The sequence below is a fragment of the Albimonas donghaensis genome (genome assembly GCF_900106695.1).
Taxonomy (GTDB): Bacteria; Pseudomonadota; Alphaproteobacteria; order Rhodobacterales; family Rhodobacteraceae; genus Albimonas; species Albimonas donghaensis.
Genome location: NZ_FNMZ01000011.1, coordinates 23,034 through 39,044 on the forward strand (window position 1 = coordinate 23,034; position 16,011 = coordinate 39,044).

The following is a 16,011-nucleotide window of genomic DNA, read 5'->3' on the forward strand; positions in this document are numbered from 1 at the left end:
TTTCAAGAAGCGGTGACCGCGGCCCGACGCCTCGGCGCGTCGCCAGCCGCGTCCGGGGCGCAGGTTGGGACGCGGGTCGGGGCGGGTCACGGGGCGAGTTGCGGGGCCGGTCAGGGGCGCTGCGAAGGGGCGCGCGGACAAAAGAGAAAGGGCGCCCTCCCAAGCGCCCTTTCCTCCGCCGGTGCGGAAATTTTGTTCGCCTGGTCTCCGCTTCGCCCGGTTTCCGGGTCGTTCGCGGGCCCGGCTTTCGGTCCCTGTCGGACTGGCCTTGCCAATCGCAGAACGGACGCTAAGGCGAGTCGCACAGGGGGTCAAGCCCGCTGCGACGCTGCTGCAGGCGCGAAGAAACCGGCGCCGCGCCGCGCCATGGCGGAAGGAGGCCCCGGCCTCCGCATGAAGGGATCGCGATGGCTGAATGAACCTTGCGCGACGGACCTGCGACAAGGGGCGCGGAGGCGTGTCCGGGGCCGCCGCGTCACCGCAGCCGGTCCCCTTGCGGCCCGCCCCCTTGCGGCCCGTCGCCGCCCGCGGCGGGGACATCCGCGCCGAGGCCTCCCCGCCGCGCGGGCGGGCCGGTCCCATCCTCGCAACGGGCGTCGCGCGGCTCCCTCGCGCGGGGCCGGGCGAGAGGGGGGGAGGGGCGGCGCCGGCCGGGCCGTCAGGCGGCTTGGCGCTGGCGCCCGCGCGCGGAGTGGTGTTCCATCGCGCGAACCTCGGCCGCCTTCGCGACCCGTCCCCAACCCCGCTCCCATCCCCGCCCCCGGAGGTCCGTCATCGCCCCGTCCCGTCCTTCCTCCGCTCCTCCGCCCTGGCCGCCCCGGCACGCGGCGATCACCGGCGGGTCTTCCGGCATCGGCCTGGCGCTGGCGCGGGCGCTGGTCGCGCGCGGCGCGGCGGTGACGCTGCTGGCCCGCGACGCGTCCCGGCTCGCCGACGCGTCCGAGGTCCTGCGCGCCGAACATCCCGAGGCGCGCGTTGGCCTCGTCGCCCTCGACGTCGCCGATCCGGTCGCCGTGGCCGCGGGCTTCGCGCGGGCCGAACGCCTCGCCGGGCCCGTCGATTTCGCCGTCGCCTGCGCCGGCGCCGCGCGGGCGGGGCGGGTCGAGGACCTGTCGCCCGCGGTGTTCGAGACGCTGATGACCGTGAACTATTTCGGCGCCCTCAACCTCGCCCGCCCGGCGCTGGCCGCGATGCGCGGGCGCTCGGAGGCGGATGGCGAGGGGCCGCGGGGCGGGCGCATCCTGTTCGTGGGGTCGGCCGCGGGGTTGATGGGGTTGCCGGGCTACGCCGCCTACGCCCCGACCAAGTTCGCCCTGCGCGGGCTGGCCGAGGCGCTGCGGATCGAGGCCGCGCCGGAGGGCGTCGGCATCCATATCGCGCATCCCCCGGACACCGAGACCCCCCAGCTCGTCGCCGAGCGGCATGAGCGTCCGCCCGAGCTCGCCGCCATCGCCGGGACCGCGGGGGCCTGGCGGGCCGACAAGGTGGCCGAGGCGATGCTGCGCGGGGTGGCGCGGGGGCGGTTCGACATCCCCGTGGGGGCCACGGCCTGGGCCATGCTGCGGCTGGCTCCCGCGGTGCGGCCGCTGGTGGATGTCTGGCTGGCGCGGGTGGCGGCGAAGGCGCGGGGGTAGGGCGCGGAGCGGAGCGGGTTTGGGGCGTGGCGTGGAGCGGGGGCGCGGCGGGTTCGCACCCGCCCTACGCGCCTTGCGCCCCCGGTCCCCGCCGCCCTGAGCTCGCCGTCCGGTTCCGTGGCCCGGTCAGAGCGACCGGCCGCGGGCCGCCACGCGGATCAGCCGCTCCACCCGGCCGCGGCGCAGGCCTACGATCCAGGCGTGCAGGTTCACCGTCGGGTCGCAATGGCCCGGGATCAGCCGCACCCGGTCGCCCACATCCAGCCGGTCCTCCGGGTCCTCGATCCGCCCATGCTCGTCCGAGCAGCCGATGACCCGCGCGCCCGGCACGCCCTCGATCCGGGGCGGGCCGCTCTCCAGGCTGGTGACCTTGAGGCCGGCGTCGCAGACCGCCCGGCCGGGGCGTTTGGAGATCACCGTGGCCATCAGGAACAGGGAATTGGCGAAGGCGCCGAGCCCCTGGCCCTCCGCCGCCGCCACCCGCTGATAATCGGCGTCCATGAACAGGTAGGAGCCGCACTGCATCTCGGTCCATACGCCGGAGGCGGCCTCGAACTCCCAGCTGCCGGTGCCGGCGCCGCCGACCATCGGGCAGGGCAGGCCGCGGGCCTCCAGCGCCGTGAGGGTGAGGCGCACGGCGTCGGCGGCGGCCTCGATCGCGGCGCGTCGCTCATCCGCGTCGCGAATATGCTGGGCGGCGCCGTGATAGGCCTGCAACCCGGCGAAGCGGAGCCCCGGCGTGGCGGCGACCCTGGCCGCGAGGTCCGCCGCGGGCTCTCCCGGATCGACGCCGCAGAGATGCGTGCCGCAATCGATCTCCACCGCCATTTCCAGCGTCACGTCATGGCTGATCGCGGCCGCCGACCAGTCGGCCAGCACCCGCGCGTCGTCGCACATCACGATCACCCGCGCCTGGCGGGCCAGCCGGGCGGCGCGGGCCATCTTGCGCGGGTCCACGATCTCGTTGGTCACGAACACGTCGCGCACGCCGCCGCGGACCATGGCCTCGGCCTCGGCGATCTTCTGGCAGCACACGCCGATGGCGCCGCCGATGCGGATCTGCTCCAGCGCCAGTTCCGGCGAGCGGTGGCTCTTGGCATGGGCGCGCAGCTTGACCCCGGCGGCGGCGTTGCGCTCGGCCATGGCGCGCAGATTGGCCTCCATCGCATCGAGATCCACGACCAGGGCCGGGGTCTCGATCTCATCCTCCGAGGCGCCGGGCAGGGCGGGCACGTCGAAGCCGGGCTCGAGACCGGGTTCAAGGCCCATCTCGTAGGGCAGGAGGTCGGGATCGGCGGCGGTCATGGCGATGGTCCTCGGGGGGAGCGGGGTCGGGGCGGAAGCGCGCCGGGGCGGAGGCGCCGGGGCGGACCGCGCCAGCCTGACCCCGGCGCGGGGACCGGCGCAAGGGGTCAGCTCCGGCGTTTGGCCGCCTGCGTCGCCGTTTCCAGCCGGTTGAGGAAGTTCGAGCGGTCGGCCTTCGAGAACGGCCGCGGCCCGCCGGTGACGGCGCCGGTCTCGCGCAGGGTCTGCATCAGCTCGCGCTGGGCGAGCGCCATGCCGATGCCATGTTCGGTGAACGCCTCGCCATTGGGCTTCAGCGCCTGGGCGCCGCGTTCCAGGCAGCGGGAGGCGAGCGGGATGTCGTTGGTCACGCAGATATCCGACGGGCCGATGCGCTCGGCGATCCAGTCGTCGGCGGCGTCGGCGCCGCCGGTCACGAAAACCGTCGAGACCATCGGGTCGGTCGAGGGCCGGATGCCCCCGTCCGAGACCATGTGCGTGCGCAGACGGTGACGGGCGGCGACGCGCAGCACCTCGTCGCGCACCGGGCAGGCGTCGGCGTCCACATAGATCTCGACCATCGGCGGCTTCTCCTCCTGTGGGCGCGGATCGGCCGTCCGGGCGGGCGACTCGCATCCTGCGCCGCGGGCGCGGGGGCGGCGGGGGCGCCGGAGGGGGGGAATCGCCCCCGTCATCCGGGCTCGGGACGGCGCGCGTGAAAAAAACATGCGGCGCGGAGCCGGATTTTACGCCACCGCGCCGGCCTCCGCCAGCGGCCGCGGCTTGCGGGCGCGCCGCGATCGCGCGCGCGCCGGGGTGACGCGATGGCGCGCAGGAACATGAACAATTTCATCACTTTGCATATGTGGAGATGCGGGGCCGCGTCCTGGTAAAAATTTTTTAACGGCTTCAGGGATATCCGAGCCGCGCGATCTTGCACGCGCTCGACGGTTCCGAACCGTAAGGGCCCCATTGTTTCGCTATGGTTGTCCAATGTTCATCCCGCGCCTAACGTTACGACAGCCGCCGGAAGTCAGGGCGAACACGCTCCGATGCCGCGGGTACCAGGGGGAAAAACAGTGCCTGTTTTCAAAGGGGCGCGTGGCGCCGACGACCTGAACGGAACCCGCGGAAACGACGTGATGCGGGGGCGTGGCGGCGCCGACGAACTGGATGGCCGGGGCGGGCGCGACCGGCTGCTGGGCGGCCGCGGCGACGATGACCTGAACGGCGGGCGCGGCGCCGACCGGCTCAATGGCGGGGGCGGCGACGACGTGCTGGCCGGCGGCGGCGGACGCGACCAGCTGACCGGCGGCAGGGGCGGCGACAGCTTCGTCTTCGGCGGGCGCTGGGGCGCCGACACCATCACCGATTTCGACGCCTCGCAGGGCGACCGGATCGACCTGACCGCCACCAGCATCGACTTCACCGACCTGGTGATCACCCAGACCGATGACGGCGCGCGCATCCAGGTCGGGCGCAATTCCATCCTGCTGCGCGGTGTCGACGCGACCGAGGTCGACGCCTCGATGTTCCGTTTCGAGGGCGGCAAGAGCGGCACCGACACCACGGATTCGGGCTCCGACGACAAGGTCTCCACCAATACCGGACCGACGCAGATCGGCGTGCAGTCCAACGCCGCCGCGGATCTCGCGGGGGTCGCGGCGATGCGCGCCGACGCGCGCTTCTCGGGCATCGACGGGTCGGGCTACACGGTCGCCGTGCTCGACACCGGCATCGACCTCAACCATGCGGCCTTCGGCGCGGACGCGAATGGCGACGGGGTCTCGGACCGCATCGTCTTCGCGCAGGATTTCTCCTCGGACCGCGACGGGTCGGCGGACGACGTGCAGGGACATGGCAGCCATGTCGCCTCCATCGTCGGGTCGGAGACCGCGGCCTACAGGGGCGTCGCGCCGGGGGCGGACATCGCCGCGCTGCAGGTGCTGGACAATTCCGGCAGCGGCGGCATGGCCGGGATCGAGAGCGCCCTGCGCTGGGTCATCGACAACGCCGCCGCCTACAACATCGTGGCGGTGAACATGTCGCTGGGCGGGGGCGACAACGTCTCCGCCACGCGCACCAACGGCGCGCTCGGGGATGAATTCGCGGCGCTGAACGCGCTGGGCGTGATCACCACGGTCGCGGCGGGCAACGACTTCTTCACCCACCAGACGGCGGGCGTGTCGTCCATCGCCGCCGATCCCAACGCGCTCGCCGTGGGCGCGGTCTGGTCGGGCGATTTCGGGCGGGTGGATTTCGGCTCCGGCGCCAAGGACTTCACCACCGGCGCGGACCGGGTCACCTCCTTCTCGCAGCGCAGCGCCTCGATGGGGGAGATCTTCGCGCCCGGGGCCATGATCACCGGCGCGGCGCCTGGCGGGGGCTTCGCCAGTCAGGGCGGCACCTCGCAGGCCGCCCCGGTGATCGCCGGCATGGCGGCCCTGGCGCAGGAGATCGCGCAGAACACGCTGGGCCGCCGGCTGACCCCGGCGGAGTTCCATTCGCTGCTGCTGTCCACGGCCGACACCATCACCGATGGCGATGACGAGAACGACAACGTCGCCAACATCAACGCCCAGGTGCCGCGCGCCAACATGCTGGCCCTGGCCGAGGCGATCTCGGCGCTGGCCGTCGATACGCCGGCGCCGCCGCAGCCCGCCGACGACGATCACGGCGACGACATCGCCAATGCGTCGGGCCTGCGCAACCGCCGCCCCGCGACCGGCGAGATCGAGACCGGCTCCGACCTCGACGTCTTCGGCATGCGCCTGCGCGAAGGGCAGCAGGTGCGCGTCGACCTGCGGGGGGCGGAAACCGGGCACGGCACGCTGACCGACCCGCTGCTGACGCTCTACGGCCCCGACGGCGCGGCGATCACCACCGACGACGACGGCGGCGACGGGCTGAACGCGCGCATCGAGTTCACCGCCTCCCAGGCCGGCCGCTATTACTTCGCGGCGCAGAGCTACGGGGACAACACCGGAACCTACACGATCCAGGCGCGCAGGAGCACGCTCGCGCGCTCTCCCGACGACGACCATGCGGCCGGCGTGGACACGCGGTCCAGGGTGGCGCCGGGCGACGACGCGACCGGCCGGCTGGAAGCGGCGGGCGATCGCGACTGGCACGCGCTGCAGGTGGTCGCGGGCGGCGAATACCTGATCGACATCGTCGGCGCGGGCGGGGAAAGCGCGCTCGCCGACCCGCTGCTGCGTCTCTATTCCGCCGACCGCACGCTGCTGGCCACGGACGACGACGGCGGCGAAGGGCTGAACTCCCAGCTCATCCACACCGCCACCGCGGACGGGACCATCTATGTGGAGGCGGGCGCCTACGCCGACCGGTTCGAAGGCGACTACCGGGTTTCGGCGACGCTGCTGTCGGCGCCGGGCGACGGCGGCGGCGACGTGCCCGACGACGGCTCGACCGAGGCGACCGTCGCCCCCGGCGCGGCTTACGAGGGCGAACTCGACCCGGTCGGCGACCGCGACTGGGTGGCGGTGCGGCTCACCGGCGGGTCGGTCTACACGTTCGACATGGTCGGCGCCGGCGACGCCCCGGTTTCCGACACCTACCTGCGCCTGCTCGACTCCTCGGGCGCCGAGCTCGCCTCGGACGATGACGGGGGGGAGGGGCTGTTCTCGCGGATCGAGACCTTCGCGCCGCGCTCTTCGGGAACCTATTATCTCTCGGCCGGCTCCTACGCCGACAGCGGCTCCGGCGGCTACGTCCTGTCGATGAGCGAGCAGGGCGGCGAGAACGGCGACCTGCCCGCGGGCCGCGGCACCACGTCGGAGATCTTCGCGGGCGGCTCCGTCAGCTCCAGCCTGGACTTCGCGGGCGACCGCGACTGGCACGGGATCGAGCTGACCGCGGGCCAGGTCTACCGGATCGACCTGGAGGGGTCGGGGCCGAACGCGGTCTCCGACACCTATCTGCGGGTCTATGACGGCAACGCGAACCTGGTGGACGAGGACGATGACGGCGGCGAGGGGCTGGCCTCCTCGCTGATCTTCACCGCGTCCTCCACCGGGCTGCACTTCATCTCCGCCGCCGCCTACGCCGACCAGTACGAGGGCGGCTACACCGTGTCGGTGGAGGATCTCGGCCTGGACGACGACTTCTCCGGCGACACGTCCACCGCGGGGACGCTGGACGCCGACGGCGCGGCCATGGGCGACCTCGAGATCGCCGGAGACCGCGACTGGTTCGAGGTGTCGCTGGTCCGCGGCGGGACCTACCAGTTCGATGCGCTGGGGGCGGATACGTCGGACGGCACGCTCTCCGATCCGATCATGAACCTCTACGGTCCGAACGGCGAGCTGATCGCCACCGACGACGATGGCGGGCAGGGGCTGAACTCGCAGATCACCTGGTTCGCCACCCAGACCGGCGCCCATTACGTGGGCGTCGGCGGCTACGGGGATGGGCGTGTGGGGACTTACGAGGTGGTCTCGCAGACGCTGTCGGGGGCCGGCGACGATTTCGGCGATGACGCGAGCACCGGGGGCGTGCTGGCCATCGGCGAGGAGATCGCCGGCGAGCTGGAGAGCGCGGGCGATGCGGACTGGTTCGCGGTCGACCTCACGCGGGGCGCGGAATACCGCTTCGATCTGGTCGGAGGCACGCTGTCCGACACCACGCTGACGCTCTACGACCAGGACGGCGGCCTGCTCGCGTTCGACGATGACGGGGGCGACGGGCTGAATTCCCTGATCGAGCACGCGGCCGGCTATTCGGGCGTCCACTACCTGTCGGCGCGCAGCTATGGCGATAATGGCGAGGGGACCTATGCGCTGGCCGCCCGGCAGACCCGCGCGGGGGTCGAGGACGATTTCGGCGACACCGTGGGCGGGGCCGGCGCGGTGGCCATCGGCGGCGCGATCTCGGGCGAGCTGGAGGCGGAAGGCGATCGCGACTGGGTCGAGGTGGAATTGTTCGCCGGCGACACCTACCGCTTCGACCTGCGCGGGGCGGACTCGGGCGGGGGCGACCTTCTGGACCCCTATCTGCGGCTGCGGGACGCCATGGGCCACGAGATCGGCTACAACGACGACGGCGGGGTCGGCTACGACTCCCAGCTCCTGTTCACGGCGGAGGAGAGCGGCGCCCACTATCTCGACGTCCAGGGCTATTCGTCGAGCTACACCGGCTCGTGGCTGCTGGAAGCCGAGCTGGCATGAGCCGTTCGAGCATGACGAGCGCGCGCCGGTTCAGGGCCGGCGCGCGGGCGGTTCTCACAGGCGGGGTCATGGCGATGGCGGGATGCATGCCGGGGCAGGGCGAGGGCGCGTCGCCCTCCGCGACGGGCGAGGGCTGCGCAACGGAGGTCGCAGGGCCGCGCGGCGCGTCGGCGCGGTTTTCGCCGGGGGCGATCCGCTATGCGGTCCCGGTCATGGCGCCCGACGCCTGTCACAAGGCGGGGCCGGACAGCGCCCAGCGGCGCGAGGGGGACCGCCTGATCGTCACCCATGCCCTGGAGCGGACGCCCGGCATCTGCGCGCAGGTGATGACCCGTGTGGTGTTCGAGGGCGCGCTGCGCGGGGTCGATCCGCCGCCCCGTGCGCTGGTGGTGGAGATCCTCTCGACCTCGGGCGATGTGGTGGAGCGGGTCGACTTCGACCGTCCCGCCGACTGCCGCTGAGCCTGCCGAAGGGCGCGGGGCGCCGAGGGCGCCCTGCGCCGGGACGCGCCCGAACCGGGATCGCGGGGCCTGCGGGCGCTCCGTCTAGGGCGCGGACTCATATCTTCGCGATCCAGAAGCGGATTGCGGCGAGCTTGAGGGCGGCGAGGTAATTATCGGCGCGCCGGTCGTATCGGGTGGCAAGACCGCGGAACTGTTTGATGCGGTTGAAGAACCGCTCGACGAGATTCCGCTGACGATAGACCCACGGACTGAAGCTGAAAGCGTCCTTGCGGATCACGCGGGGCGGGATGTTGGCCCAGACGCCGCGGGAGGCGGCGCCGTCGCGGATCGGGTTGGTGTCGTAGGCTCGGTCCGCGATCAGGGTCGCGCCAGGATCGAGATCGGCGACGAACTCCGTCCCGACCGGCGCGTCGCCCGCCTGGCCGGGCGTCAGCTTGAGGCGGACGGGGCGGCCCTCGGCATCGACCAGGGCGTGGATCTTGGTGGTCAGCCCCCCGCGGGAATGTCCCATGCAGCCATGCCCGCCGTCGTCCTCGGCGGGACCCCCCTTTTTACCGCGGCCCCGTGCTGGTGGACGCGGACGCAGGAGCTGTCGATCATCACGATGTCGCCGTCATAGGCCTCTGAGATCGCCTCCAGAGTGCGATCCCAGACCCCGGCCGCACGCCATCGAGTGAAACGGTTGTAGAGCGTGGTCCGCGGGCCGTAGCGCTCGGGCACGTCCCGCCAGGGCGTTCCCGCCCGGCACCTCCAGAGGATGCCGTTGATCACACGGCGGTCGTCCACCCGCGGCACGCCGCGCGACTTCTGCGGCAGCAGCGGCTGGATGATCGCCCATTCCCGGTCGGTCAGTTCGTGACGGCGCATCGATACCTCCTCCTATAGGGAGGTTGAATCAAAGATGCGAGGTCATGGGAATCCCGTTTATGGGGACGCGTCCTAGTGCGAACCCGGTCCCGTCGCGTCATGTCCGGGCGCGGTCTTCGGCGCTTCGCAGGACGATCCCCGGCGTCGCGGGGCGAGGCTTGGCGCGCCCCTTCGCGAGCGGCGCGCCGGGCGGAGGGCGCGGTCTCGTTCGGACTATCCCCGCCACGTCCGCGCGCGGCTGATCCCGGCGTCGGGGCGCTGGACCGGATCGGCGCCGGGCGGACCGCCTGGGGCGGGTTGGAAATGGTTGCGCCGGCCAGCATGTGCGCCTCGGCGCATCGCGCCGCCGGGCGCCCGCGGCGGGATGAACGGGCCGCGCCGGAGCGGCGGCGGTCGTCATCGGCCTGTTCCGGCAGGGGCCCGCGCCTCTTGCCGCGAAAGCGCCCGGCGGCGCTGTCGGGAGAGGGAATGCGCCCGCGCCGCGCCCAGTCGCGCGGCAACCCGGTCCGCAATGGGGCCGGCTCCGGTGGTCATGCCCTGCGCGGGGCGGCGGCGCCGACGCGCCCTCCCTTCGCATCGAAAGGAAGGCGCGCAACCGGCGCCGGCGTGTCAGGAACGGTAGTCGGCGTTGATCTCGATATAGCGCTTGGTCAGGTCGCAGGTCCAAACCGTCGCCGAGCCCGTGCCGACCCCGAGATCCACCCCGATCTCCAGCTCGTCGCGCTTCATGTAGGCGGCGCCGTCGGCCTCCTGATAGCCGGGCGAGACCCAGCCCGCCTCCGCCACCGTGATGTCGCCGAAGCGGATCGAGAGCAGGTCGCGGTCGGCGACCTCGCCCGACTTGCCCACCGCCATCACGATGCGCCCCCAGTTGGGGTCCTCGCCGGCGATGGCGGTCTTGACCAGCGGCGAGTTGGCGATGGCCAGCCCGACCTTCTTCGCCGCCCGCGCCGACTTGGCGCCGGTCACGGTCACCGCCACCAGCTTGGTCGCCCCCTCGCCGTCGCGCACGATCTGCTGGGCGAGGTCGCGCAGCACCCGCTCCAGCGCCTCGGCGAAGGCCGCCGCCCGCGGGTCGCGCCTGGACGCGATCGGGTCCATCGCCGCCTTGCCGGTCGCCGCCACCAGCACGGTGTCGGAGGTCGAGGTGTCGCTGTCCACGGTGATCGCGTTGAAGCTGCGGTCCGAGGCCTCGGCCAGCATCCGGCGCAGCAGGTCGCGGTCGATGGCGGCGTCGGTGAACACGAAGCCCAGCATCGTCGCCATGTCCGGCGCGATCATGCCCGAGCCCTTGGCGAAGCCGGCGATGGTCACCTTGGCGCCGTCCAGGGCCAGCACCTCGGAGGCGCCTTTGGGGAAGGTGTCGGTGGTCATGATCGCGCGCGCCGCGGATTCGCCCGCGTCCTCGGAGAGCGCGCCGTTCAGCTCGTCCAGCCTGGCGGCGATGCGCTCATGGGGCAAGGCCTCGCCGATCACGCCGGTGGAGGCCATCCACACCCCGGATTTCGGAGCGCCCGTGGCCGCGGAGACGGCGGCGGCCAGCGCCTCCACCGCCTCGGCGCCGCTGCGGCCGGTGAAGGCGTTGGCGTTGCCGGAATTGACCAGGATCGCCTGGGCGCCCTTGACCCCGGGCGCGTCGCGCAGGGTCTCGCACCACCGCACCGGCGCGGCGCGGGTGGAGGAGCGGGTGAACACCCCCGTGACCACCGAGCCCGCCGCCAGCATCGCCAGCATCACGTCCTTGCGGCCCTTGTAGCGCACCCCGGCCTCGCCGGCGGCGAAGCGCACGCCGGCGACCGGGGGCAGGGCGGGAAAGGCGGCGGGGGCCAGCGGAGACACCTGCGGCGCCGCCTTGGCGGGTTTCGCGGTGGGAGCGGGCGGCGCGACGGGAGCCGAGGCGGCGGGTTCGGGGGCCAGCTCGCGCAGGGCGGCGTCGAGGGTCGCGACCTCGGCCTGCAGGGCGTCCAGCCGGGCGGCGAGCTCGGCGCGCTTCTTCTTGCCGCCCCCGGATTTCTTCTTCTTGCCGTCGCTGGCCATGGGGTCCCCCGGAGCTCGATCCTGGATGCGCCGGACTCGGGCGCCGGCGTTCTGGGCAACGGGATAGCGCGTGCGCGCACGCAGGTCACGCGGGGAGTTGCGATGCGCCCCCCTTGAAGCCAACGACGCAGGGCGCGGCGACGCGGTTCGCAAACCAAAAGGGCCGGGCGAGCGTCCATCGCGCTCGCCCGGCCCCGGCGGTCGGAGAGGATCGGAGATCAGTTACCGGTCAGAAGGTCGTCGCGGCGGATCGCGCCGGGGGCCGGGGCGTCCTCGGACAGCACGACCTCGGCGCCGTCGCGGATCTCGGCCACGGCGGCCTGGGCGGCCTCGGCGGCGAGACCCTGAGCCAGCTCTTCGCGGCTCTCCTCGAAGGTCGGGACCGGCTGGTCGCGATGGCCGGTGACCAGGATCAGGTGCCAGCCGAACTGGGTCTCGACCGGGCCGGTCACCACGTTCTCCTCGGCCGCGAAGGCGGCGTCGGCGAATTCGGGGACCATCTGGCCCTTCTCGAACCAGCCCAGATCGCCGCCCCGGTCCTTGGTGCCGTCGGTGCCGAATTCCTTGGCCTTCTCGGCGAAGTCGGCGCCGGCGGCGATGTCGGCCTTGATCTGCTCGGCGGTCTCCTTCTCGGGGACCAGGATATGGGAGGCGCGGATCTCCTGCGCGGGCTCGATGGAGGCGATTTGCGCCTCATAGGCGGCCTGCAGCTTCTCGTCCGTGGTGGCCTCGGCGACCATGTCGCGCATCTTCGCCTCGGCGAGGTAGGACTGCTTGTCCAGCTCGGCCCGCAGCTTGGCCAGCGGGCTGTCGCCATAGCCTTCCTCGGCGGCTTCCAGCGACAGCAGGTACTGGGTCACCGCCTGGTCGACCAGCGCCGGCAGCAGCTGCGCGTCCGGGATCTGCTGGTACTGCTGGGGCAGGTTGGCCCGCATCAGGATGATCTGGCCGAGCGTGATCTCGTGGCCGTTCACCGTGGCCAGCACGTCGGAGATCGAGGGCTCCGGCGCGGGTTCCGCGGTCGCGGCGGCGTCCGCGGGGGCCTCGGCGGGCGCCGTCGTCTGGCCCGAAGTCTGGCCCGAGGTCTGGGCGGACAGGGCGAAGGGCGCGAGCGCGAGGGCGGCGGCGATGGCGGCCGGAGCCGCGGCGCGGCGCAGGACGGGAAGGGGCATGAAGCTCTCCTGTTTGGTGATCCGGGGCGGGCTTTTTCGCGGACCCGCGGCCCGGCGGAGGATCGGGCGCCCCGAAGGGCGGGACAGGCGGGCGCGTTGACACGCGGGCGGGCGCTGCCTAACTGTCTCGCGGCCCCTGAACGGGCCGTCTCGGCGCGATCCGGCCTCCATCTAGCGCGTGCGCGCGGGTCGGGCAAGCGCCCCCCGGGCAGCGCCGCGTTCCGCGGCCTCCGGGTCGCGCGGAGTTGATCGCCGCCGTCCGGCCAGCGTCGGGCGGCGTCGCGGCGTTGATCCTTCGGGGCTGTCTCTTCGGGGCTGTCCCGGCGGGCCGCGCGGCGCGCGCACCACGCCATGAAGGCGGCGCGAGGCGGGAGACGCGGATTTCACGCGGCCGGCGGGGCGGAAACGCGCCGGGCTGGCCGCCACAGCAGGGATGCCGGCAGACATGCTTGGATTGGGCGCCGTCGCCAAGAAGGTCTTCGGGACCGCCAACGACCGCAAGGTCAAGTCGCTGATGCGCCAGGTCGGCGCCATCAACGCGCGGGAGGATGAGGTCTCGGCCCTCTCCGACGAGGCGCTGCGCGGCAAGACCGCCGAATTCCGGGACAGGCACGCGAAGGGCGAAAGCCTGGACGACATGCTCCCCGAAGCCTTCGCCGTGGCGCGGGAGGGCGCCAGGCGCGCGCTCGGCATGCGGCCCTTCGACGTGCAGCTGGTCGGCGGCATGGTGCTCCACCAGGGGCGGATCTCCGAGATGAAGACGGGCGAGGGCAAGACCCTCGTGGCCACGCTGCCCGCCTATCTCAACGCCATCGCGGGCAAGGGCGTGCATGTCGTCACCGTCAACGACTACCTCGCCCGCCGCGACGCGGAGTGGATGAGCCAGGTCTACGGCTTTCTCGGGCTGACCACCGGCGTCATCACGCCCGGCATGGACGACGCCGCCCGGCGCGAGGCCTATGCCTGCGACATCACCTACGCGACCAACAACGAGCTGGGCTTCGACTACCTGCGCGACAACATGAAGTTCCGGCTGGAGGACATGACCCAGCGCGGCCATGCCTTCGCCATCGTGGACGAGGTCGACTCGATCCTGATCGACGAGGCCCGGACCCCGCTGATCATCTCCGGTCCCGCCGAGGATTCCGCCGACACCTATCGCGCCGTCGACGCCCTGATCCCCGAACTGTCGGAGGAGCACTATGAGGTCGACGAAAAGCAGCGCTCCGCCTCGCTGACCGAAGAGGGCAACGAGTTCATCGAGCAGCGCCTGCGCGCCGCCGGCCTGCTGGACGGGGAGGGCGGGCTCTACGACGCCGAGAACGTCTCCGTCGTTCACCACGTCAACCAGGCGGTGCGGGCGCACAAGCTGTTCAGCCGCGACACGCATTACATCACCCGCGGCGGCAAGGTGATCATCATCGACGAGTTCACCGGGCGCATGATGGAGGGCCGCCGCTTCGGCGACGGGCTCCACCAGGCGCTGGAGGCCAAGGAAGGCGTGGCGATCCAGCCCGAGAACGTGACGCTGGCCTCGATCACCTTCCAGAACCTGTTCCGGCTCTATGACAAGCTGTCGGGCATGACCGGCACCGCGATGACCGAGGCCGACGAGTTCGAATCCATCTACGGGCTCGAAGTGGTGGAGATCCCCACCAACGTCCCCGTGGCCCGCGTGGACGAGGACGACCAGGTGTTCCGCTCCGGGGCCGAGAAGGGGCTGGCGCTGATCGAGGCGATCGCCGACGCCCATCGCCGCGGGCAGCCGGCGCTGGTCGGCACCACGTCCATCGAAAAATCCGAGCAGCTCTCCGCCATGCTGGGCACGCCGGCCTCGCTGTCGAAGACCGCCGAGGTGCTTCGGACCTTCGCCGCCGCCTGCAAGAAGAAGGAGCAGGAGCGGAAGGAGTATCTGGAGGCCACCGCCGCTCATCTGGAGGACCTGGCCAAGGCCGGCAAGGGCATCCCCCACGCCGTGCTCAACGCCCGCCACCATGAGCAGGAGGCCTATATCGTCGCCAAGGCCGGCAAGCCCGGCGCGGTGACCATCGCCACCAACATGGCCGGCCGCGGCACCGACATCCAGCTCGGCGGCAATGTCGACATGATGGCGCGCGAACTGGCGACCGAACGCGGCGTGACCGACGAGGCGGGCTTCCAGGCCATCGTCGCCGAGCTGACGCCGCTGGCCGAGGCCGACAAGGCCGTGGCGCGGGAGGCCGGCGGGCTCTGGGTCATCAGCACCGAGCGGCATGAGAGCCGGCGCATCGACAACCAGCTTCGCGGCCGTTCGGGCCGTCAGGGCGATCCGGGCCGCTCGTCCTTCTACCTCGCGCTCGACGACGACCTGATGCGCATCTTCGGGTCCGAGCGCATGGACAAGATGCTCAAGACCCTCGGCCTGCAGGAGGGCGAGGCCATCGTCCACCCCTGGGTCAACAAGGCGATCGAGAAGGCGCAGGGCAAGGTCGAGGCGCGCAACTTCGACATCCGCAAGAACCTGCTGAAGTTCGACGACGTGATGAACGACCAGCGCAAGGCCATCTTCGGCCAGCGCCGGGAGATCATGGAGGCCAGGGACGTCGCCGAAACCGTGCGCGACATGCGCCACGAGCTGGTCGACGACCTGGTGCAGGAGCATATCCCGCCCAAGGCCTATGCCGACCAGTGGGACGCCGAGGGGCTCTACGCCAAGGTGCTGGAGAACTTCGGCAAGGAGGCCCCGGTCATCGCCTGGGCCGCCGAGGAAGGCGTGGATGACGAGCAGATCCGCGAGCGTCTGCACAAGATGGCCGATGAGCAGATGGCCCAGAAGGCCGCCGCCTTCGGCCCCGACGTGCTGCGCCAGATCGAGAAATCGGTGCTGCTTCAGACCATCGACCACCATTGGCGCGAGCATCTGGTGACGCTGGAGCATCTGCGCTCGGTCATCGGGTTCCGCGGCTACGCGCAGCGCGATCCGCTCAACGAATACAAGTCCGAGGCCTTCGAGCTGTTCCAGGCCCTGCTGGGCCGCCTGCGCCGCGACGTGACCCGCCAGCTGTCCTATGTGCAGGTGGTCTCGCCCGAGGAGCAGGAGGCCCGCCGCGAGGCCGAGCGCCGGATGATGGAGCAGGCCGCCGCTTCCGCCGCCGCCCAGGCGCGTCCGGTGCAGCCCGCCGCCGCCCAGCCGGCGATGGCGGGTGCGGGTGTGGGGGCGGCGGCGCCGGCCGGGGCGCCGGCGCGTCCGGGGCTCGACCCCGCGGACCCGTCGACCTGGGGCCAGGTCGGGCGCAACGAGCCGTGCCCCTGCGGTTCGGGCCAGCGCTACAAGAACTGCCACGGCAAACTGACCTGATCGCGCGCCGCGCCCGGCGGGTCCGGGCGC

At 72.2% G+C, this 16,011-nt stretch carries 8 protein-coding genes and 1 pseudogene; 4 read left to right on the plus strand and 5 right to left on the minus strand.

The window, feature by feature from the left end; all coding sequences use genetic code 11:
- The first annotated feature begins 422 nt into the window (after positions 1-422).
- On the plus strand, positions 423-1,634 hold the full coding sequence (locus BLV24_RS19275) for an SDR family NAD(P)-dependent oxidoreductase (RefSeq protein WP_092684900.1): 1,212 nt from the start codon (positions 423-425) through the stop codon (positions 1,632-1,634).
- 126 nt (positions 1,635-1,760) lie between these two features.
- Here the strand turns inward: BLV24_RS19275 and BLV24_RS19280 are convergent, their stop codons facing one another.
- Both BLV24_RS19280 and BLV24_RS19285 read right to left on the minus strand, forming a co-directional pair.
- The gene (locus BLV24_RS19280; RefSeq protein WP_245710670.1) at positions 1,761-2,939 is read right to left on the minus strand and encodes a DSD1 family PLP-dependent enzyme; all 1,179 of its coding nucleotides are present in this window, start codon (positions 2,937-2,939) and stop codon (positions 1,761-1,763) included.
- A gap of 107 nt (positions 2,940-3,046) precedes the next feature.
- Positions 3,047-3,499, minus strand: a complete 453-nt coding sequence (locus BLV24_RS19285) for a YaiI/YqxD family protein (protein WP_092684902.1) — start codon at positions 3,497-3,499, stop codon at positions 3,047-3,049.
- 498 nt (positions 3,500-3,997) lie between these two features.
- Here BLV24_RS19285 and BLV24_RS19290 point away from each other — a divergent pair, with 498 nt between their 5' ends.
- A complete protein-coding gene (locus BLV24_RS19290) occupies positions 3,998-8,104 on the plus strand; it encodes a pre-peptidase C-terminal domain-containing protein (protein ID WP_143040370.1) in 4,107 nt (1,368 codons plus the stop codon).
- 68 nt (positions 8,105-8,172) lie between these two features.
- Positions 8,173-8,565 carry a hypothetical protein gene (locus tag BLV24_RS19295; RefSeq protein ID WP_092684906.1) on the plus strand — a complete coding sequence of 131 codons (393 nt, stop codon included), beginning with the start codon at positions 8,173-8,175 and terminating at the stop codon, positions 8,563-8,565.
- Positions 8,566-8,662: 97 nt separating this feature from the next.
- On the opposite strand, the pseudogene BLV24_RS19300 reads toward BLV24_RS19295, so the two are convergent.
- The 3 genes and pseudogenes from BLV24_RS19300 to BLV24_RS19310 all read right to left on the minus strand — a co-directional run bounded on the left by BLV24_RS19300 (position 8,663) and on the right by BLV24_RS19310 (position 12,644).
- Positions 8,663-9,435, minus strand: a pseudogene (locus BLV24_RS19300) (IS5 family transposase).
- Between the two features lie 609 nt (positions 9,436-10,044).
- Complete coding sequence (gene argJ / locus BLV24_RS19305; protein ID WP_092684908.1) at positions 10,045-11,472, minus strand: bifunctional glutamate N-acetyltransferase/amino-acid acetyltransferase ArgJ; 1,428 nt, start codon at positions 11,470-11,472, stop codon at positions 10,045-10,047.
- Positions 11,473-11,690: 218 nt separating this feature from the next.
- Positions 11,691-12,644, minus strand: a complete 954-nt coding sequence (locus BLV24_RS19310) for a peptidylprolyl isomerase (protein WP_143040371.1) — start codon at positions 12,642-12,644, stop codon at positions 11,691-11,693.
- A gap of 445 nt (positions 12,645-13,089) precedes the next feature.
- Between BLV24_RS19310 and secA the strand changes: the two genes are divergently transcribed.
- Positions 13,090-15,981, plus strand: coding sequence for a preprotein translocase subunit SecA (secA, locus tag BLV24_RS19315; RefSeq protein WP_092684912.1), 2,892 nt, complete (start codon positions 13,090-13,092; stop codon positions 15,979-15,981).
- Positions 15,982-16,011: the final 30 nt, after the last annotated feature.